This is a genomic window from Rhodococcus sp. NPDC057014, from assembly GCF_042673295.1.
Classification (GTDB): domain Bacteria; phylum Actinomycetota; class Actinomycetes; order Mycobacteriales; family Mycobacteriaceae; genus Rhodococcus_F.
In genome coordinates this window covers 1-18,912 of sequence record NZ_JBHUSF010000165.1, presented here as the reverse complement: position 1 = coordinate 18,912, position 18,912 = coordinate 1, and the positions used below count along the sequence as shown (strand labels likewise).

General features: G+C 68.6%; 18 protein-coding genes and 1 pseudogene. 7 read left to right on the top strand and 12 right to left on the bottom strand.

From position 1 onward, the window contains the following. Nucleotides 1-218 (bottom strand): annotated as a pseudogene (locus ACFTZB_RS27175) (steroid 3-ketoacyl-CoA thiolase); the annotation flags it as partial. An 82-nt stretch (nt 219-300) separates the two neighbouring features. Continuing rightward, nucleotides 301-1,101, bottom strand: coding sequence for a crotonase/enoyl-CoA hydratase family protein (locus ACFTZB_RS27170; RefSeq protein WP_378435894.1), 801 nt, complete (start codon nt 1,099-1,101; stop codon nt 301-303). A gap of 148 nt (nt 1,102-1,249) precedes the next feature. On the opposite strand from ACFTZB_RS27170, the gene ACFTZB_RS27165 reads away from it, so the two are divergent. From ACFTZB_RS27165 to ACFTZB_RS27155, 3 genes are read left to right on the top strand one after another with little or no spacing between them, the layout of a single operon-like run. Next, nucleotides 1,250-2,221 carry an NADPH:quinone oxidoreductase family protein gene (locus tag ACFTZB_RS27165; RefSeq protein WP_378435892.1) on the top strand — a complete coding sequence of 324 codons (972 nt, stop codon included), beginning with the start codon at nt 1,250-1,252 and terminating at the stop codon, nt 2,219-2,221. 12 nt (nt 2,222-2,233) lie between these two features. Next, nucleotides 2,234-3,016, top strand: a complete 783-nt coding sequence (locus ACFTZB_RS27160) for an enoyl-CoA hydratase (RefSeq protein WP_378435890.1) — start codon at nt 2,234-2,236, stop codon at nt 3,014-3,016. An 11-nt stretch (nt 3,017-3,027) separates the two neighbouring features. Next, a complete protein-coding gene (locus ACFTZB_RS27155) occupies nt 3,028-4,605 on the top strand; it encodes a long-chain-fatty-acid--CoA ligase (RefSeq protein ID WP_378435888.1) in 1,578 nt (525 codons plus the stop codon). Between the two features lie 87 nt (nt 4,606-4,692). Here the strand turns inward: ACFTZB_RS27155 and ACFTZB_RS27150 are convergent, their stop codons facing one another. Then, a complete protein-coding gene (locus ACFTZB_RS27150; RefSeq protein ID WP_378435886.1) occupies nt 4,693-6,390 on the bottom strand; it encodes a PHA/PHB synthase family protein in 1,698 nt (565 codons plus the stop codon). 361 nt (nt 6,391-6,751) lie between these two features. Between ACFTZB_RS27150 and ACFTZB_RS27145 the strand changes: the two genes are divergently transcribed. Together ACFTZB_RS27145 and ACFTZB_RS27140 are read left to right on the top strand one after the other, a co-directional pair. Next, on the top strand, nt 6,752-7,249 hold the full coding sequence (locus tag ACFTZB_RS27145) for a MaoC family dehydratase (protein WP_378435884.1): 498 nt from the start codon (nt 6,752-6,754) through the stop codon (nt 7,247-7,249). A gap of 9 nt (nt 7,250-7,258) precedes the next feature. Next, nucleotides 7,259-7,654, top strand: a complete 396-nt coding sequence (locus ACFTZB_RS27140) for a helix-turn-helix domain-containing protein (protein ID WP_378435882.1) — start codon at nt 7,259-7,261, stop codon at nt 7,652-7,654. A gap of 18 nt (nt 7,655-7,672) precedes the next feature. Here the strand turns inward: ACFTZB_RS27140 and ACFTZB_RS27135 are convergent, their stop codons facing one another. The 9 genes from ACFTZB_RS27135 to ACFTZB_RS27095 form a co-directional block, all read right to left on the bottom strand. Beyond that, the gene (locus ACFTZB_RS27135; protein WP_378435880.1) at nt 7,673-7,942 is read right to left on the bottom strand and encodes a hypothetical protein; all 270 of its coding nucleotides are present in this window, start codon (nt 7,940-7,942) and stop codon (nt 7,673-7,675) included. An 84-nt stretch (nt 7,943-8,026) separates the two neighbouring features. Further along, nucleotides 8,027-8,974, bottom strand: coding sequence for an alpha/beta hydrolase (locus ACFTZB_RS27130; protein ID WP_378435878.1), 948 nt, complete (start codon nt 8,972-8,974; stop codon nt 8,027-8,029). 102 nt (nt 8,975-9,076) lie between these two features. After that, nucleotides 9,077-9,520 carry an SRPBCC family protein gene (locus tag ACFTZB_RS27125; RefSeq protein ID WP_378435896.1) on the bottom strand — a complete coding sequence of 148 codons (444 nt, stop codon included), beginning with the start codon at nt 9,518-9,520 and terminating at the stop codon, nt 9,077-9,079. Nucleotides 9,521-9,522: 2 nt separating this feature from the next. Beyond that, nucleotides 9,523-11,076, bottom strand: a complete 1,554-nt coding sequence (locus ACFTZB_RS27120) for a succinic semialdehyde dehydrogenase (protein WP_378435876.1) — start codon at nt 11,074-11,076, stop codon at nt 9,523-9,525. Between the two features lie 81 nt (nt 11,077-11,157). Next, entirely contained in the window at nt 11,158-11,553 is a 396-nt protein-coding gene (locus ACFTZB_RS27115; RefSeq protein WP_012690998.1) for a low affinity iron permease family protein, read from the bottom strand. Between the two features lie 60 nt (nt 11,554-11,613). Beyond that, nucleotides 11,614-12,972, bottom strand: a complete 1,359-nt coding sequence (locus tag ACFTZB_RS27110; RefSeq protein ID WP_378435873.1) for an L-serine ammonia-lyase — start codon at nt 12,970-12,972, stop codon at nt 11,614-11,616. Further along, nucleotides 12,969-14,210 carry a M20 family metallopeptidase gene (locus ACFTZB_RS27105; RefSeq protein ID WP_378435871.1) on the bottom strand — a complete coding sequence of 414 codons (1,242 nt, stop codon included), beginning with the start codon at nt 14,208-14,210 and terminating at the stop codon, nt 12,969-12,971. Before ACFTZB_RS27105 ends, ACFTZB_RS27110 begins: the two co-directional genes overlap by 4 nt. Nucleotides 14,211-14,244: 34 nt before the next feature. Then, the gene (locus ACFTZB_RS27100; RefSeq protein ID WP_378435869.1) at nt 14,245-15,681 is read right to left on the bottom strand and encodes an amidohydrolase; all 1,437 of its coding nucleotides are present in this window, start codon (nt 15,679-15,681) and stop codon (nt 14,245-14,247) included. A 30-nt stretch (nt 15,682-15,711) separates the two neighbouring features. Then, a complete protein-coding gene (locus ACFTZB_RS27095; RefSeq protein ID WP_378435867.1) occupies nt 15,712-17,178 on the bottom strand; it encodes an MFS transporter in 1,467 nt (488 codons plus the stop codon). Between the two features lie 102 nt (nt 17,179-17,280). On the opposite strand from ACFTZB_RS27095, the gene ACFTZB_RS27090 reads away from it, so the two are divergent. Continuing rightward, complete coding sequence (locus ACFTZB_RS27090) at nt 17,281-18,294, top strand: Lrp/AsnC family transcriptional regulator (protein WP_378435864.1); 1,014 nt, start codon at nt 17,281-17,283, stop codon at nt 18,292-18,294. 83 nt (nt 18,295-18,377) lie between these two features. Next, nucleotides 18,378-18,758 carry a hemophore-related protein gene (locus ACFTZB_RS27085; RefSeq protein WP_072949256.1) on the top strand — a complete coding sequence of 127 codons (381 nt, stop codon included), beginning with the start codon at nt 18,378-18,380 and terminating at the stop codon, nt 18,756-18,758. Nucleotides 18,759-18,912: the final 154 nt, after the last annotated feature.

The following is an 18,912-nucleotide window of genomic DNA, read 5'->3' as shown; positions in this document are numbered from 1 at the left end:
ACCGCGGTCCGGGTGATGTTGAGGGCCTGCTCGCCGGCCTGGCCGACACAGCCGCCGATGACGTCGTCGACCAGCACGGGGTCGATGCCGTTCCGGTCGACGATGGTGCGCAGCACGTGCGCGAGCAGTTCCACCGGGTGCGTACCCGACAGCGCACCGCCGGGTTTGCCCTTGCCGGAGGCGAGGCGGACGACGTCCACGATGACAGCGTTGGTCATGATGTTCCCTTTCGAAGTGTGTGTGCGGCTGCGCCACCCGTGAGTACTTGTTAACCGCCCGCGGTTAAGAAGTACTCACGGGTCAGCGGCCCTGCCAGACCGGTTGCCGCTTCTCGGCGAATGCCGTCGGCCCTTCCTTGGCGTCGGCGCTGGAGAAGACGGTCTTCAAAGCGGCGTCGTTCGCCGCCCATGCACCGTCTTCCCAGTCGGGTTCGGTGGCGGTGCGGTGGATCATTGCCTTCGATTCGCGCACCGACAGCGGTGCGTTGGCGGCGATCTGCTCGGCGAGTTCGAGCGCGACGTCGAGGGCGGTGCCCGCCGGGGCGACCCGGTTGACGAGGCCCAGTTCTTTGCCCTGCGCTGCGGTGATCGGTTCGCCGGTCAGCGCGATCTCCAGCGCGACCTTCTTGGGGATCTGCTGCTGCAGGCGGATCACCCCGCCCGCCGCGGCGAACAGTCCGCGCTTGACCTCGGGAAGCCCGAGTTTCGCTTCCTCGTCGACGACCGCGAGGTCGCTGGCCAGCACCAGTTCGGTGCCGCCGCCGAGGGCGAATCCGTTGACCGCGGCGATGGTCGGCTTGCTGATCCAGTGTTGTGCGTATCCCGCGAAGCCCCATTCGGGGTGGCCCTCCGCAGCGATGTTTCCGCCCGTGGAGAGGGCCTTGAGGTCGGCGCCTGCGCAGAACGCGCGACCGGACCCGGTCACCACGACCACCCGCACGTCGGGGTCGTTCTCGGCCTGCTCGAGCAGAGTGCCCACGGCGGTCGACAGCGCGCCGTTCACCGCATTGAGCGCTTTGGGGCGGTTCAGCGTGATGATGCCGATGCCTCCGCGCCGCTCCCACAGTGCGGCTGCCTCCACCGTCTCGGTCTGTTCTGGCACGTCTCATCCTCCGACTCGGCCTGATTACTGATCGCTCGTTAAAGTTAGTACCACGCCGCCGAGCGCACGGTCAATGGCCGACTTTATCTAGCGCCCGTTCAGTAGCGTCTGGTATGGATAGTCAGGGACCGACGGAGGAGATCACCACGTGTATGCCCAGCAACTGACCAGCGCTTCCGGCCCCGCCGGAGTACAGCTCGCCGAGATCGACGAACCCGACGGAACCGGACGCGTCGTCGTCGATCTGCACGCCGCGGGCGTGGCCTTTCCCGACCTGCTGCAGACCACCGGCAGCTATCAGATCGTCCGCGACCTGCCCTTCGTGCTGGGACTGGAGGGCGCGGGCGTCGTCCGCAGCGCCCCCGCGGACAGCGGCATCCGGGCAGGACAGCGGGTGGCCGTCCTCGCGACGGACGGCGCGTGGCAGCAGACCGTCGCGGTGGAACCCGACTCGGTGTTCCCGCTCCCCGACTCGGTGTCGCTCGAGGCGGGCGCCGGCTTCCTGCTGAACTACCTCACCGTGCACTTCGCGCTCGACGAGCGTGCCCGCTACCGCGCAGGCGAGACGGTGCTGGTGCACGGCGCTGCCGGCGGTGTCGGGGTTGCCGCGCTGCAGGTCGCGGCCGCGCTGGGACTCGAGACGATCGCCGTGGTCAGCACGGAGGAGAAGGCCGGGATCGCGAAGGCCAACCGCGCCGACCACGTCGTCCTCGTGGACGGGTGGAAGGACCGGGTCCGCGACCTCACCGACGGCCGCGGCGTCGACATCATCCTCGACCCGGTGGGCGGCGACCGTTTCACCGACAGTCTGCGCAGCCTCGCACCCAACGGGCGGCTCGTGGTCCTCGGTTTCACCGGCGGCGAGATCCCCACCGTCAAGGTCAATCGGCTTCTGCTGCGTAATATCTCGGTTCTCGGCGCGGGGTGGGGCGAGTACGTGCGCACCCATCCCGGTTACACGGGCCGGCAGTGGGCGGCCCTGAGCCCTCTCCTCGAATCCGGCGCGCTCCGGATCACCGAACCCACCGTCTACTCGTTCGAACACGCCGGCGACGCACTCCGGACACTCGAAACCCGTTCCGCCACCGGCAAGATCGCACTCTCCGTCCGCCCTTCCTGACTAAGGATCCTCATGAGCTCCGACATTCCCGGCGTGCACACGACCGTCGACAACGGCATCCTCCGCGTCACCCTCGACCGCCCGTCCCGCATGAACGCCGTCACCACCGAGACCCTCGACGCCGTCGCCGACGCCTTCGACAAGCACGCGGGTGATGCGGAGGTGCGGGTCGCGATCCTCACCGGCACCGGTCGCGCCTTCTGCACGGGTGCGGACCTGGGCGGCCTCGACCTCTCGGGGCCGCCGTCGTCCGCGACGATCGACGCCGCGAACCGCGCGGCGGCCGCGATCCGCGCGTTCCCGCGGCCCGTGATCGGTGCGGTCAACGGTCCCGCGGCGGGTGTCGGGGTCTCGCTCGCCCTCGCCTGCGACCTCACGATCGCCACCGAGTCCAGCTATCTCCTGCTCGCGTTCACGAAGGTCGGCCTGATGCCGGACGGCGGCGCCACCGCTCTGGTCGCAGCGTCGATCGGCCGTGCCCGCGCACTGAAGATGGCCCTCCTCGCCGAACGACTGCCCGCGCGTGAGGCTCTCGCTGCCGGGTTGATCGCCGACGTGCACCCCGACGACGAGTTCGCCGCGACCGTCGACGCCCTCGCGCGACGTCTCGCCGACGGACCGTCGGAGGCCTTCCACTTCACCAAGGACGCCGTCAACGACGCGACGCTCGTCGAACTCGACAACGCGTTCGCCCGCGAGCGTTCGGGCCAGATCGACCTTCTCGCCGCCGCCGATTTCCACGAGGGTGTCGCGGCGTTCCGGGAAAAGCGTCCCGCCGTGTTCGGCCGGGCCTGAGGGTCGTCGCCATGACAGCGGACGTCCCCGTGACAGCGTCGTCGCACGCGCAGCCGTCCGCCTCCCGGCGGGCGCACTGGTCCAATCATGTTGCCCGGCATGCCTTCGCGAAACCCGATGCGGTGGCGCTCCGGTTCCGGGGCGCCTCGACCACCTGGCGTGAACTCGACGACCGCAGCGCGCGGACCGCGGCGGTGCTCGCCGCCCGCGGTGTCGCTCGCGGCGACCGCGTCGTGCTGCTGCTCACCAACCGCCCCGAGTTCCTCGAGGTGATGCTCGCCGCGACGCGCCTGGGCGCGATCGCCGTCCCCGTCAATTTCCGGCTGAGTCCCGGCGAGGTGACGTTCATCGTCGCCGACAGCGACGCCGCCGTCGTGGTCGTCGAGGATTCACTCGTCGATCTCACTGCCGAGGTCGACGACGCCGTGCCGGTGCTCGTGGTCGGCGACGCCGCCGACGACGTCTCACTCGAGAAGCAGTTGCGCGCCGCCGATCCCGACGTCCCGATCGCGGACGTGCCGGAGGACTCGCCTGCCGCCATCATGTACACGTCCGGCACCACCGGGCGCCCGAAGGGCGCGGTGCTGTCGCATCTGAATCTGCAGGCGCAGGCGCTGACCCTCATCCGGGGGTGGCGACTGTTCGATACCGAGTCCGAGGTCAACCTGGTCTCGTCGCCGCTGTTCCATATCGCCGCCCTCGGCAGCGTCGGGCCGTTCCTGCTGATCGGCGCGACCGTCGTGATTCATCCGACCGGTGCGTTCGACGCGGCCGAGGTGCTCGACTCGCTCGAACGCGAACGGGTGACCAGTGTGTTCATGGTGCCCACCCAGTGGCAGGCCATCCTCGACGACGCCGGTCCCGACGGCCGGAATCTGGCCCTGCGGGTGCTGGGATGGGGCGCCGCGCCTGCCACCCCGACACTCCTCGACCGTCTGAACGCCGCGTTCCCCGACGCCGCGATCGTCGCCTTCTTCGGGCAGACCGAGATGTCGCCGGTGACGTGCATGCTCGACGGCAAGGACGCCGTGCGCAAGATCGGGTCGGTCGGGAAGCCGATCGACACGGTCGCGATGCGCGTGGTCGACGAGGCGATGAACGACGTGCCGCAGGGTGAGATCGGTGAGATCGTCTACCGCGGACCAGGACTCATGGAGGGATACTGGCGCAACCCGGAGGCCACCGCGGACGCGTTCGACGGCGGCTGGTTCCACTCCGGCGATCTCGTCCGGGTGGATTCCGACGGATTCGTGTATGTGGTGGACCGCAAGAAGGACATGATCATCTCGGGCGGGGAGAACATCTACTGCGCCGAGGTCGAGAATGCCCTCGCCGCGCACCCGGACATCGTCGACGTCGCGGTGATCGGGCGGGCCGACGAGCGGTGGGGCGAGGTTCCCGTCGCGGTCGTGGTCCCGCGCGCCGGGGCCGCCCCGGGGGTCGACGCCCTCGCGGACTGGCTCGACGGCCGGGTCGCCCGGTACAAGCGGCCCAAGTTCGTCGAGGTCCTCCCCCAACTTCCTCGTAATGCCAGCGGCAAGGTCGTCAAAGGCGTTCTGCGCGAGCAGTTCGGTGCACTGAACAGCTAACCCGCCGACGGCAGGGTATTCGACACCGGCACCCACCCCCGAGTGCCGGCGGACGATTCCGACACTCGGGGGTGGACAGGCGTGTTCCTACGCGGTCGGTGAGGGAAGCAGGTCGCGCACGTAGAGACCGGGTGCGTCGCCCAGGACTGTGTGCTCGTCGCTGCCCAGGCGTGTGCTCGCCGCGGTTCGCTCGCCGGCGCGCTCCGAGACCCAGTCGGCCCACGGTTCCCACCAGCTCCCGACCTTTTTCGTCGCCGCGTCGAGCCACGCCTGCGGATCGGGTCCCGGCTCGCCGCCTTCCCAGTAGTGCGACTTCGGGTTGCCGGGCGGGTTGACGAGGCTGGCGATGTGCCCGGAGAAGCTGAGCACGAACTTGCTGTCACCCGACAGCAACTGGGTGGTGCGGTAGCAGTTCTTCCAGTCCGTGAGGTGGTCGGCAATCGCGCCGGACACGAAGGTGGGCACGGTGATCCTGCCGAGGTCGACGGGCGTTCCCAGCACGGTCATCGCTCCCGGCGTCGCGAGGGTGTTGTCCTCGAAGATGTCGAGGAACTGGACGTGCAATGCCCCGGGTAGGTTGGTGCCGTCGGCGTTCCAGGCGAGGATGTCGAAGGCCGGTGGCGTCCGCCCCATGAGGTAGTTGTTGACCAGGTAGTTGAAGACCAGATCGTTCGGGCGCATCCAGGTGAAGGCGCTGCCCATGTCGCGGGCCGAGATGATGCCGTTGCGCCGGGACCGGCCCTTGACCATCTTCAGTAGACCCGGTCCCGAGAACGCCGCGAGCCCCGCCGGGTCCGCGAAGTCGAGCATCGTCACGGCATACGACATGCTGTGCACACGGGTGTCCCCGATCGCGGCGAGGTGATTGAGCAGGGCTGTGGTGATGAGACCCCCGGCGCAGAACCCGATCACGTTGATGTCGTCGCTGCCGGTGATCTCCCGGACCTCGTCGATCGCGTCAGACACGCGTTGCGCATACGTGTCGAGGTCCCAATCACCCTGTTCCGCTGTCGGATTACGCCACGCCAGCATGAACGTCTGCAGTCCGCGAGAGACTGCGTGCTCGACGAAACTGCGGCCGGGACGCAGATCGAGGAAGTAGAAGCGGCCGATCGGCGGCGGCACCACGAGCACCGGCCGCTCGTACACGGTCTCGGTTGTCGGCGTGTACTGCAGAACCTCGGCGACCTCGTCGCGAGCGACGACGGCGCCCGGCGTCAGGGCGAGATCGACACCGACGGTGAACGCGTCGGGATCGACCATCTGCGGCATGCCGCCGTTGCGGCGCAGGTCGGACACGTAGTTGCGGGCGCCGCGCACCAGGCTCATGCCGCCGGTGTCGAAGGCCTCCTTCACGGCGGCCGGGTTGGTGAGCAAGTAGTTCGTGGGTGCGAGCGCGCTGGTGAGGATGGTCGACGCGAACGCCGCTTCCTCCGCGCGGCGGTGGTCGACCCGTCGGCCCCACTCCTCGACGACGCCGTCGATCGCGTCGACGGACGCGAGATAGGTTTGCTGCACGCGGCGATAGAACGGGTTGCTCGTCCACGCCTGGTCGGTGAACCGCCGATCACCGGCGGGCGGAGCCACCTCCGAGCTGCCCACCGCGATCTTCGTCAGCTCGCGCCCGAGGCGGAGGGACTCGCGTAGGACCACCCGGCCCTGCCCGACGGCGCCCGTCACTGCGCTCACCGCGTCCCATGCGCCGAACCCGTCGGCGCGACCCTCCGCGCCGGGGGTGGCATCGGGTGTCACGAGTGCCATCTTCGTCTCCGCAGTCTTGGTCAACGATTCTCCTCTGTCAGCACCTGGACCAGACACCCCCGTCGCGGGGATTCGCCCTTGTGTTGATCGGAGCATAAACATCAAGAATGGTTACTCGCGCGTAATGAATATTTCGAGCAAGATCATTTTCGACAGCGCGGGCGCCCGTGTCGAAAATCGAAACACGAGATACATTTCTGATCGACATTCACTCAGCGGTAACTTTTTTCGTGCCACGGACCACTTGCCTGAAACACCGTGGAGCCCGAAAAGGGGTGCCGGGATCAATGCGCGTGAAGCACTTCCCTGACCGGGACAGTGTGCGTTATTGTGCGATCTCCAAGGGCGACGACGGAAGAATTTCGCCCATCATCGACGGGGAACCATGAACGCATCCAATTCGACGACAGGTGTCACCACCCACACACCGGCACGCAGTGTCACGATGGCGGAACTGCCGACGTTGGTCGGTACCCGACTGGGCTCGTCCGGGAAGTTCGTGGTCACGCAGGAACGCATCGACACGTTCGCCGAGGCCACCGACGATCGCCAGTGGATTCACGTCGACCGCGATCGTGCCCGGACCGGACCGTTCGGCACCACGATCGCGCACGGATACCTCACGCTCTCGCTCGCGGTTCCCCTGCTGTGGGAGATCTTCGAGGTTTCCGACTGCGACCAGGTCGTCAACTACGGGCTGAACAAGGTGCGGTTTCCGGCACCCGTTCCGGTCGATTCGACGCTCAGCGCCGTCGCCGACCTCGTGGCGGTCGAACCGTGCACCGGCGGATATCAGGCCACCATCGCGCTCACCTTCGACGTGACGGGCGGCAGCCGTCCGGTGTGCGTCGCGGAGATACTGCTCCGATTCCTCACCGGTTAACCTGATGGAGTGGTCGACGAGGAAGCACGCTATCGCACCCTGGGGGAGCTGATCCGGCGGCAGCGGGAGCTGGCCGAGCTCCCGATGCGGCAGTTCGCCGCGATGGTCGGCATCTCCAATCCTTATCTCTCCCAGATCGAGCGCAACCTCCGGGAGCCGAGCGAACGCGTCCTCGACGCGATCGCCGAGCATCTGCAGATGTCGACCGACATGCTGCTCGGGCAGCTCCGGAACGAACCTCGAGCCGTGTCCGGGGTCGTCACCGCGATCGACGGAGACCCCGACCTGACGAACGCACAGCGCAAGGCCCTCACGGAAATGTACGAGGCGTTCCGTGAGGTCACCCGCAGCAAGCGCAAACGGGGAAGGCCGGCTACAGCCGACGACTCGAACGTCGACGACTGACCGGCCCCCGCATGCGGCTTACTTCAGCAGTTCACGGGCCGCCGAGGTCGCCGCGTCGCTCACCTTCCGCACCAGCGTGGCCTGAGCACCGGTGACGGTGCCGATCCACTCGACGCTGGTGGCGTCGCCGAGGGTGGTGTGGAAGTCGAGGCTGCTGTCGAGGGCCTTCTCGTATACGTCGAGTGACAGGTTGCCCGCCTTCTTCGCGGCATCGACGAACTGCGAGCCAACGGACGAGATCTCCGTCTTCGCGTTGGCGGACTTGGGATTCGGGGTGGGGGTGGTCATAGCGGTCTCCTTCACGGCCGTTTCGTTAGCAAAATAGCACAGTGATTGCTAACGGGCTAGGGTCGGTGACGGACCGCCCGTCGGCTAGCCCACCGGCGGCAGGAGGTGGCGGACCAGGAAGTCGGTCTCGTCCGCGACCACCCGCTCGAACAGCGCGCCGACGTACGGGTCGAAGTGCCCGCCCGGGTACACGTGCACCTCTGCGTGGGGGGTCCTGGCCGCGGCCTTCTGCGCACTGCGGGTGAACGTGACGACGTCGTTGTCGGCGATGGCGAAGAAGACGGGGCAGGCGATCTTCGCGACCGCCCTCGTCGGCCGGTACAGCGCCGCCTGCAACGCCACCCGGCCCGGGGTCTCGTTGCGCCAGGTCGAACCGGGCGGATCCATCGCGCGGTACCCCGCCTCCGCGTCGGGTGACGTCATGGCCGCGAACGAACCCGGCGGTCCGACGACGGGGAACATGTGCGGCGGCCGGTGTCGCAGTTGGGCGTACCGGTCGCGCAGGTAGGCGACCGCCATGCGGCCGAGCCCGGCCGGTCCGAGTCGCGGGAGGTTGGTCAGTCCGTCGACGTACGGAACCTGCGACACGACCGCGGCCACGCGACGGTCCCGCGCTGCCGTGGTCAGGACGAGACCGCCGGACAGGGACGTCCCCCAGAGCGCGACCCGGCCGGGGTCGATGTCCGGGCGGGTGCACGCGTATGCGACGGCGCTGCCCCAGTCGTCGAGCTGGCTGTCGATGTCGAGCAGTTGCCGGGGTTCGCCCTCGCTGGCACCGAAGTGGCGGTAGTCGAACACCAGCGCGGCGATTCCCGCGGCCGCGAACCGCGACGCGAAGGCGTCGAGTCGCTGCTCGCGCACGCCACTCCAGCCGTGTGCGAGCACAACACACGGTGCCGGCGTGGGTGTTTCGGTCCGGCGGCGGTACAGCCAGGCGGCGCAGCGCTGCCCCCTCGAGGTGAACGAGACGTCCTCGCGGCGGACGTCAGGGCACGACCGACCAGCTTCGACGGGTGTCGGCCGAGGATTCATGGGAGGCGCCTCCGAGAGGTGTGGACACCGTCCAGTCTCGGGCCCTTCGGAGACCTGCGACAGACACCCTAGGGTGACGAATCCGCACCCCAGGGTGGAAGATCAGCTCTCGAGGGCCACTTTCATGCGCTCGAGAGTCTTCCGCATCCCGTCCTGCATCAGCCGGTCGCGGTTGCTGCCCAGCACCTTCGATTTCTGCACCAGTCGCACCCACCATACGGGCGTCGCGTAGATCTCCCGGGTCTCGGTGACGAGAGTGCCGGAGCCGGACGGTTCGAGGTGGTACGTCCAGCGGGCCTTCGGCTCGTCCGCCTCGAACGAGAACCTCTGTTCCGGAACGACATCCACGACGGTGCAATGCGTCTTCCAGCGCACCGGTCCGTGCCGGTTGGCGCCGACGAACCGGGACCCCACCGCTGCCGGGGTGCCCGACGTCCAGCGCGCCCCGGTGTTCTCGGGGCTGAACCGGCCCATGCCCTCGACGTCGGTCACCACGCCCCACACCTTGGCCGGCGGGACGTCGATCAGAATGCTCGCGCTGTCCACGTCTAGCGGCCCGGAATCCACTGCAGCGCCTTGACGAAGGGCGGCATGATCTTGGCCCACACCTTCGGCGACAGTCCCCGCGGGCCGCCGAGGTTGAGGACGCGGGTGGTGGCGATGGTCTGCGGCTCGGTGTACTTGACGAGCCCGTCCTCGCCGTGGCGGCGCCCGACGCCGGACACCCCCATCCCGCCCATCGGTGCTCCGGTGCTGCCCCACGCCGGCGCGTAGCCCTCGTCGACATTGACGGTTCCGGCGTGGATCCGTGCGGCGATGGCCTCGCCCTCCGCCTTGGTTCCCGCCCACACACTGGCGTTCAGGCCGTACTCGGTGTCGTTGGCGCGTTCGACCGCCTCGTCGACGTCGGCGACGGGGTAGATCGAGACCAGTGGCCCGAACGTCTCGTCGCGGTAGCACTCGGCGTCTTCCGGGACACCGGTCAGGACGGTCGGCTCGTAGAACAGCGGTCCGAGGTCGGGGCGTGCCTTGCCGCCCGCCACCACGGTGGCGCCCTTGACGACGGCGTCGTCGACGTGGCTGGACACGGCTTTGACCTGGTCCTCGGACACGAGGCTGCCCATTTCGATGCCGAAGTCGTAGCCGGCGCCGAGCTTCATGTTGCGGACGCGTTCGCCGAACATCCGGGTGAATTCGGGTGCGATGGACTCCTCGACGTAGATCCGCTCGATGGAGATGCACAGCTGCCCGGAGTTGGAGTAGCAGGCGCGGACGGCGGCGTCGGTGACCTCACGGAGGTTCGCGCCTGCGGTGACGATCATCGGGTTCTTGCCGCCGAGTTCGGCGGAGAAGCCGATGAGGCGGCGACCGGCCTGCTCGGCGAGGAGCTGACCCGTCGCCGAGGACCCGGTGAACATCAGGTACTCGGTGTTCTCGACGAGGGCGGTGCCGACCACCGAACCCGGTCCGGGGACGACGGCGAACAGGTCGCGTGGCAGCCCGGCCTGGTACAGCAGGTCGACGCAGGCCAGGGCGCAGTACGGGGTCTGGCTGTCGGGCTTGAGGACGACGGCGTTCCCGGCGAGGAGCGCGGCGACGGCGTCCGACACCGCGAGGGTCATCGGGTAGTTCCACGGCGAGATGACGCCGACGACGCCCTTCGGCTGGTACCGCACCACCGTCTTGGTGAGGCCGGGCAGCATGCCGGAGATGCGGCGGGGACGCAGCAGCTTGGGGGCTACGCGCGCGTAGTGGCGGGCGGTCATCGAGATGTCGAGGACCTCCTCCTGCGCGGCGGCGCGGGACTTGCCCGTCTCGGCCTGCGCCATGTCCATCAGGGCGTCGCGGTTCTCCAGCACCAGGTCGCGGTAGCGGTGGAAGATCGCGGCGCGTTCGGTGACCGGGCGGGCCGCCCATTGCTTCTGCGCCACCCGGGCCCGCGCGATGGCGTCCTCGGCGTCCCGGGCCGTGCCGACGGGGACGGTGGCCAGTTCCTTGCCCGTGAACGCCTCGACGACGGACCGCGTCGGGCGATCCGCGGCGTCCGGGATGGCGATGAGGTCGGCGAGCCGCGCGAACGTGGCGGCGGTCGGAACAGGCATTTCGTACCCCTACTGGTTAGTAGTTTTCGCGGTTACACATAACTTACCTGTTCGGTGGGCCATGTCACAGGGGCGGACGGATCAGTGCCGCTCCTCGAGCCCCACCGCTTCCCGCAGCTTTTCCTCCGCCTTCTTCAGTTCGGGATCGTCCTGGGCGGAGGAATCGAGCAGGGCAGCGAGGGCCTCGGCGATGACGTTGAGTTTCTCCTGCAGCGCCTCGGCCGACCGCCTCCCCGCGTTCTCCAGCAGCACCACCAGCAGCAGCGTGAACACGGCGCCGACGGTGTGGATGGCGATCTGCCACTCGTGGAGGTCCTTCCACAGCGGAATACTGACCACCCACAGGACCACGACGCCGGCGCAGATCCCGAAGAACGGCGCCTGGCTGACCCGGAGTTCGATCTGCTCGACGAACTTGTCGAACGTCGACCGTTGATCCGTGCGCTGCTCGCGTGCAGCCTTCGCACTGCGTTCCATCTTCGGAGTCTAGGCTCAGACACCACTCCCGATATGCCCGATTCGGCCGATATGCGCATTTCAGCACATCACGACGTTGAGCGCGAGACCGCCCGTGGACGTCTCCTTGTACTTGTCGGACATGTCGAGGCCGGTCTGCCGCATTGTTTCGATGACCGTGTCGAGGGAGACGACGTGGCTGCCGTCGCTGCCAAGCGCCATCCGGGCCGCGCTCAGCGCGGTCACCGCCGCGATCCCGTTCCGCTCGATGCAAGGGATCTGCACGAGACCTCCGACCGGGTCGCAGGTGAGGCCGAGGTGGTGTTCCATCGCGATCTCGGCGGCGTACTCGACCTGCGCCGGCGTTCCGCCGAGCACCGCGCACAACGCCCCGGCCGCCATCGCGCACGCCGATCCGACCTCACCCTGGCAGCCGGCCTCCGCGCCCGAGATGGACGCGTTGGCCTTCACCAGCGATCCGATCGCCGTGGCGGTGAGCAGGAACGTCCGCATGTCCGCGGCGTCGTCGGCGAGGAACTGCTCGTAGTATCGCCCGACGGCGGGGACGATCCCCGCGGCCCCGTTCGTCGGCGCCGTGACGACGCGGCCACCGGCGGCGTTCTCCTCGTTGACGGCCATCGCGTACGTCTGCAGCCAGTCGATCGCATCGTGGGACGCGCCGGTGGACACCAGTCGCCGGTACAGACCCGGTGCCCGGCGCACCACGTCCAGTCCACCGGGCAGCCTGCCCTCGGTGGCGACGCCGGACTCGATGCACGACACCATCGCCGACCAGATGCGGTCGACCGCTTCCGGCACCCGGTCGGCTCCGATCAGTACCGCCTCGTTCGCGTCCGCGACCTCGGCGATGCTGTTCCCGGTCTCGGCGCAGATCTCGAGCAGCTCACCGGCGGTCGTGAACGGGAACGGCACGGCACGCCGGTCGTCGACTGCGGGCGGTCGCGCATTCTCCGGAACGACGAACCCGCCGCCGACCGAGTAGAACACCCGGTCGGCGACGGCGGATCCGGCGCCGTCGACGGCTCGCAGCCGCAATGCGTTGGTGTGCACCGGCATCCGGGTCAGCGGCGCGAACACCACGTCCCGTTCCCGCACGACCACCGGACGCGTCCCGCCGAGGGCCACGGGGGCGCCGTCGCCGAGCCTGCGCCACGCGCCCCGGACGTCGTCGGGATCGCACGTCTCGGGCCGGGCCCCGGCCAGCCCGGCGACGACGGCATCGGGGGTGCCGTGGCCGATGCCGGTCGCCGCCAGCGCCCCGTAGAGAACGCACTCCACCCTCTCGACCCGGTCGAGCCGACCGGACGCGCGCAGCTCGTCGGCGAAGTCCGCCGCCGCCCGCATCGGGCCGACGGTGTGGGAGCTGCTGGGCCCGATCCCGAGGGAGAAGAGTTCGGTCAGCGATACGTACGCGCTCATGCCCAGTTCGCGGTCCGGGTGAATCCCTCCGGGCGTGCCGCCTGCTGCCGGAGCAGCTCGCCGCGGACGTCGGCGTCCAGCGCGGCGTCGAGGACCGTCCATGCCAGCGCCGTCGCACCGTCGATGATCGCAGTGTCGGCGGCGGGAGTCGCCGCGGCGTCGGCGAAGTCGACGTTGTGCGGGATCGCGGTGCTCCCGAGGACGGCGATCCCGGGGTGGATGGACGGCACGACCTGCGACACGTTGCCCATGTCGCTGGACCCGCCGCCGAGCTCCGCGGACGTCAGTTCGCGGCCGGTGGCCTGCACGTTCCGGTCCCAGAGGTCCGCCAGCACCGGGTTGTTCAGCATCGGCGCGTACGGAGGTTCCGTCGCCTCGTAAGCCCACTCGCATCCGGTCGCGATCGCACCCGCCTCGAAGCAGGCGAGCACCCGCTCCTTCACCTCGCGCCACTCGTCGATCTCCGGTGCCCGCACCTCGACCTGCACAACCGTCCGGGCCGGGATGATGTTGGTGACGTCGCCGCCGTGCGAGACGAACGCGTTGACGCGGGTCTTCGCCCGGAACTGCTGGCGGACCAGCCCGATGGCGTTCAGCGCGATCGTCGCGGCGGCTCCGGCGTTGATCCCGTGCTCCGGTGCGCCCGCGGCGTGTGCGGCGCGGCCGGTGAACGTGACCTCGAACCGGTCGACCGCCTGCATCCACAGTGAGGCGCAGGGCATGTCCGTCCCCGACGTGCCGTGGACCATCAGCGACAGCGCCGCGTCCTCCCACGCGCCGGCTTCGAGCATGGGAATCTTGCCGCCGCCGTGCTCCTCGGCGGGTGTGCCCAGCAGTTTGATTCGGAGTCCGGCCTCGTCTGCGACGGCCGCGAGCGCGAGTGCGGTGCCGACTCCGGCGGCCGCGATCATGTTGTGCCCGCACGCGTGCCCGACCTCGGGCAGTGCGTCGTACTCGGCGCAGATCGCGACGGTGAGGTCGCCGCTTCCGTAGGTCGCCTCGACGGCCGTGTCGAGTCCGTAGACGCCGACGGTGGTGTCGAAGCCGGCGTTCCGGAGCGCGTCGCCGACGAGCGCGGCCGCCTGGTGCTCCTCGAACGCGATCTCGGGCGTCTCGTGAATGCGATGGCTGAGCTCGAGCAGGGTCTGCTCGTTGTTCCGGATAATCTGCGCCGCAGCGTCCTTCAGCGCTCCTGTGCGCGCGTCGGTTGTGTCGCCGGCAGAGGTGGCGAGAGTCATGGGCGGGTGCCTTCCTGGTAGGAGTGAACGACGGTCACTGCGCGACAGCGACGTCGCGCAGAGGCGGCGCGACGATCCCGTCGGGAAGCGGCGAGTCGTAGGGAGTTTCCGTCGTGCGGGTGCTGAATTCCTTGCGCGCCGACGCCAGCAGTTCGGCGTCCGTCAGCAGGTCCACGGCGGTCGAGGCCATGATCTTGGCGGCGTGGATCATCCCCTTGTGCGCGGCGGGCAGCTTGCCCTGGGCGACCATCTGCCACGAGTGGGCGGCCGTGCCGACACCGACGCACGCGGTGGCGCACTGCACGAGCGGCGTCACCCAGCTGACGTCGCCGAGGTCGCTGGAGCCGGTCATCGTGGGCCGCGGCGAGCGCGCGTCGAACGTGACGATCCCGGTGTGCAGGGCGCTTCCGTCGCCGTCGAATTCACCGCCGAGCGTGCTCGCCGTGCGTCCCGACGCCGTCTTGGTCACGAACGCCTCCGCGGACGCGAGATCGGTGTCGTCGAAGGGCACCGGCCCGAGCTCGCGGAGCCGCTCCTGCATCGAATCCTCGAGGACGACGTTGGGCAGGATGTCCGAGCAGCCGCCGTCGATCTCGATCTCGACCGTCGTCTCCGTCATCAGGGCGGCGCCTTCGGCGATCTTCGTCACGCGGGCGAACAGCTCGCGCATGCCGGCCACGTCGGGCGAGCGCACCAGGTAGTAGGCCTCGGCGGACGCCTGCACGACGTTCGGCGAGCGGCCTCCGGTGTCGAGGATCGCGTAGTGGATCCGGCAGTCCGACGGCATGTGCTCACGGAGGAAGTTCGTGCCCACGTTCATCAATTCGAGTGCGTCGAGTGCGCTGCGGCCGCGTTCGGGCGACACTCCGGCGTGCGCGGCGATGCCGGTGAACCTGACGTACGCCTGGACGTAGGCGAGAGTCCGGATCCGTTGCACGGTGGTGGTGTCGCCGGGATGCCAGGACACGGCGGCGTCGACGTCGTCGAAGGCACCTTCCTTGACCATGAACGTCTTTCCGGCGGCGGCTTCCTCCGCGGGACAGCCGTAGTAGCGGACGGTTCCGGGCAGGTCGTTCGCGTCGAGGTAGCGCTTGACGGCAGTCGCGGCGAGGAGTGAACCGCCGCCGAGCAGGTGGTGGCCGCAGCCCTGCCCGTTGCCGGACTCATTGCCGGGTTCCGGCTCCGGCACAGCACTTCCCGACTTCTGGCTCAGCCCGGCGAGGGCGTCGTACTCGCCGACGATCGCGATCACCGGCTGACCGCTGCCCGCTTCCGCGCTGAACGCGGTCGGGATGCCGGCCACCGACCGGGTGACGGTGAAGCCCTCCGCCTCGGCGGCAGCGATCTGCGCCTCGACGGATGCGTGCTCCTCCCAACGCAATTCGGGGTTGTCCCAGATGGCATCGCTCAACGCGGCGTACTGCGGGCCGAGCTCGTCGATGGTGCCGAGGAGTTGTGGATCGACAGACACAGGATTTCCTTTCATCGGTATCACGGGTTGTCAGGCGCGTACTTGCTCGCCGTCGGCGAGCGTGGGCTTGTCGTTCTCGGTGGTCGTCGCGGGAGACCGGAGTTTGCGCGCCAGGATGGCCGTGACGACGCACAGAGCCGCGCAGACTGCCCAGACCACGTGATACGCGCTCGCGGACGGGATCTGCTTGCCGCCGGCGGTGAGTGCCGGGGTGACCATCGACGACATCACGAGCGCGAACACGGCGCCGGACACGGCACCCGCCGCGGTGCGGGACGTGTTGTAGAGGCCGGACGCGATGCCGACCGAATCCGGCGGCGCCTGCTGCACGATGACGGTGGGCAACACCCCGACCACCACTCCGCCGCCGAGGCCCGCGACGACGAGCCACAGGGCGAACAGTGGGGCGCTCCCCGGGACGACGATCATCAGTCCGTAGGCCGCCGCCGAGAGCAGCGCACCCAGTGCGAGGGATCCGGGGACGGTGAGGGCGGATCGGGCGAGCCGGTCGCTGACGGACGCGCCGACGAACATCGCGAGCGCGAACAGCGCCAGGATCAGGCCGGTCACGGACGCGGTGACACCCATCCCGTAGCCGTTCGTCTCCGGCACGGCACGCAGGAAGAGGGCGCAGGGGGTCTGGACACCGAACAACTGCGCGCCGAACAGCAACGCCATCAGCATCGGTACCCGCATCCCCCGTCCGACGACGTCGAGGTCCACGAGGGGGTGCTGGACGCGTCGTTCCACGAACACCCACACGACGAGAACCGCGGCCCCGACGCCGATGGCCGACCACGTCAGCGCGCTCGTCCAACCCCAGGTGCTCGCGTTGGACACACCGCCGAGCACGCCGAGCAGTCCGACCGTGAGCAGCACCGCACCGGCCCAGTCGACTGTTCCTTCCTTCCGTACCGTCGTCTCCGGGACGAGGAAGTAAACGACGGGCAGGCAGATCGTCATGAGCACGGCGGGGACGAGCAGGACCAGCCCGACATTGTCGACGACGGAGTCGAGGAGGAATCCCGAGAGCAGGCCGCCGACGGCGGCACCCAGCGTCAGTGACCCGACGAGCCGGCCGATGCTCCGGCCGGCCGTGGCCGCGTTGCGGTCCCGCACGATCGCGAATTCGAGCGGCAGGAACGCCGCGAGCGGTGCCTGCAGCGCCCGGCCGACGAGCAGCAGCTCGTAGGACGGCGCGAACGCGACGAGATACGAACCGAACGCGACGGAACTGGTGGCGAGAACGAGAAGGCGTTTGTGCCCGAAGAGGTCCCCCAGTTTGGCGATCAGCGGCACACAGGCGGCCGTTCCCAGCAGATACATGGCGCTCACCCAGTTCAATGCGGCGGACGACGCGTCGAAGCGTTCGCCGATGGCGGGCAGCAGCGGGGAGAACCACCCCTGCAGCAACCCGCTCGCGAACTCCATGACCACGAGGAACCCGACCGCTGCGGTGGCAGCGTCGCCTCCCCGGATGTGGGGCGAAGAACTCATGTCGACTCCAAGAGGACGAGTGGAAAGTGACTCATCGAAGAGTGCCGCCGCGTGAATTCCGTCGTGTAAATTTGCAGCATTCTCGGCATCGAAGGGCAAACTATGCAGGATTACGAGCCAGATGACGTCGACTTCGCACTCATCCATGCACTGCAAATCGAGCCGCGGGCATCGTGGAAGGCGCTCGCGCCCGCACTGGCCGTCGACCCCGCCACGTTGTCGAGGCGATACCAACGGCTCCTCAACGCCGGCCTGATCTGGATCACCGGATACGACCCCGGGACGCCCGGGCGCGGCGCACTGATCGAAATCGAATGCGCACCCGGACAATCCGTCTCCACCGCGGAGGCCATCTCCGAAGATCCGATGGTCGCGAGCATCGATTTCACGGCGGGCGGACGCGACCTGCTGCTCACCCTGATGGCAGAGGATTCGGTGGACACGTCACGATTCCTGCTCCACCGCCTGGGGGAGTATCCGGCGATCCGGCGAGCCCGGACGCACCTCATCACGGAGGTGCTCTTCGAGGCCGGGAACTGGCGGCTCCGGACGCTGACGGCGGAGCAGGTCGCCATGGTTCCCGCGGCCCGTCCGCCGCGTCCCCGCGCAGCGCGGACGGTCGCACCCGGCCTCAAGCGCCTGATCCGTCACGAACTGGGAATCGACGGCCGCGCACCGACCACGGCGATCGCGGAACGCGCAGGCGTCAGCAACCAGCGCATCACCGACGCGATCGCGACGATGCGGCGAGACGGCTCCCTCCGACTGCGCACCGACATCGCCCGGAGCTACTCGGAATGGCCGATCTACGCCTGGTACTTCATGCAGGTTCCCGCGCCCCTCGTCGAGCGACTGAGGACCTCGCTGGGCAAGATCGAGGAAGTGCGGTTGGCGGTGCTCGTGGCCAGCGAATACAACCTGATCATGGCCGTCTGGTTGCGCACCCTCAACGACGTTCACCGGTTCGAACTGCTCCTGGAGAAGCTGCTGCACGGGTCGAGGGTGGCGGACCGCTCGGTGGTCATGCAGATCGGCAAACACCTCGGGCACATCCTGGACGACCGCGGCCGCGCGACGGGTCCGGTGGTGTCGATGATTTCGCCCGCCCCGACGTGAGCACGGGCCACGATTCTCAGAGGAATCACAACTCGTACCCCTAACGTGTCCCCGGCATACCCACCGACACTGGAGGACTCGTCATGAACGTTTCACGAGCACGTCTGCACCTCGGCATCGCAGCGGCCGGCACCCTCGCCGCCGCCGCGCTGGTACCGGGGATCGCCTCCGCGGATCCGGCCGACACCGACTCCGCCCGCCTCGTGAACAGCACCTGCAGCTTCGCCCAGATCGATGCGGCGATGCACGACGTCACCCCGCAGCTCGCCGCGCGCCTGGATCAGGCACCCGAGCGCAAGGCTCAACTGGCGGACTTCTTCTCGAAGTCCCCTGCCGATCGTCAGGCCGTCCTCGATTCGCACCCGCAGCTGAAGAGCCGGCTGGAGACCGTTCCAACCGAGGGACCGGCTGTCGAGTGGCGCGCGAAGGCACTGACGATCGCCGAGACCTGCGGCAACTACTGAGGGACGCCAGTCACGGTCGACAGAGATCGTGCCGCAACGGTTTTCGCTTTGCCGTCGGCCAAAAGTGTTGTGAAATGCCGAAAGCCCCCCAACAAGTGTTGGGGGGCTTTCGGTAACGGATGTTCGGCGGTGTCCTACTCTCCCACACCCTGTC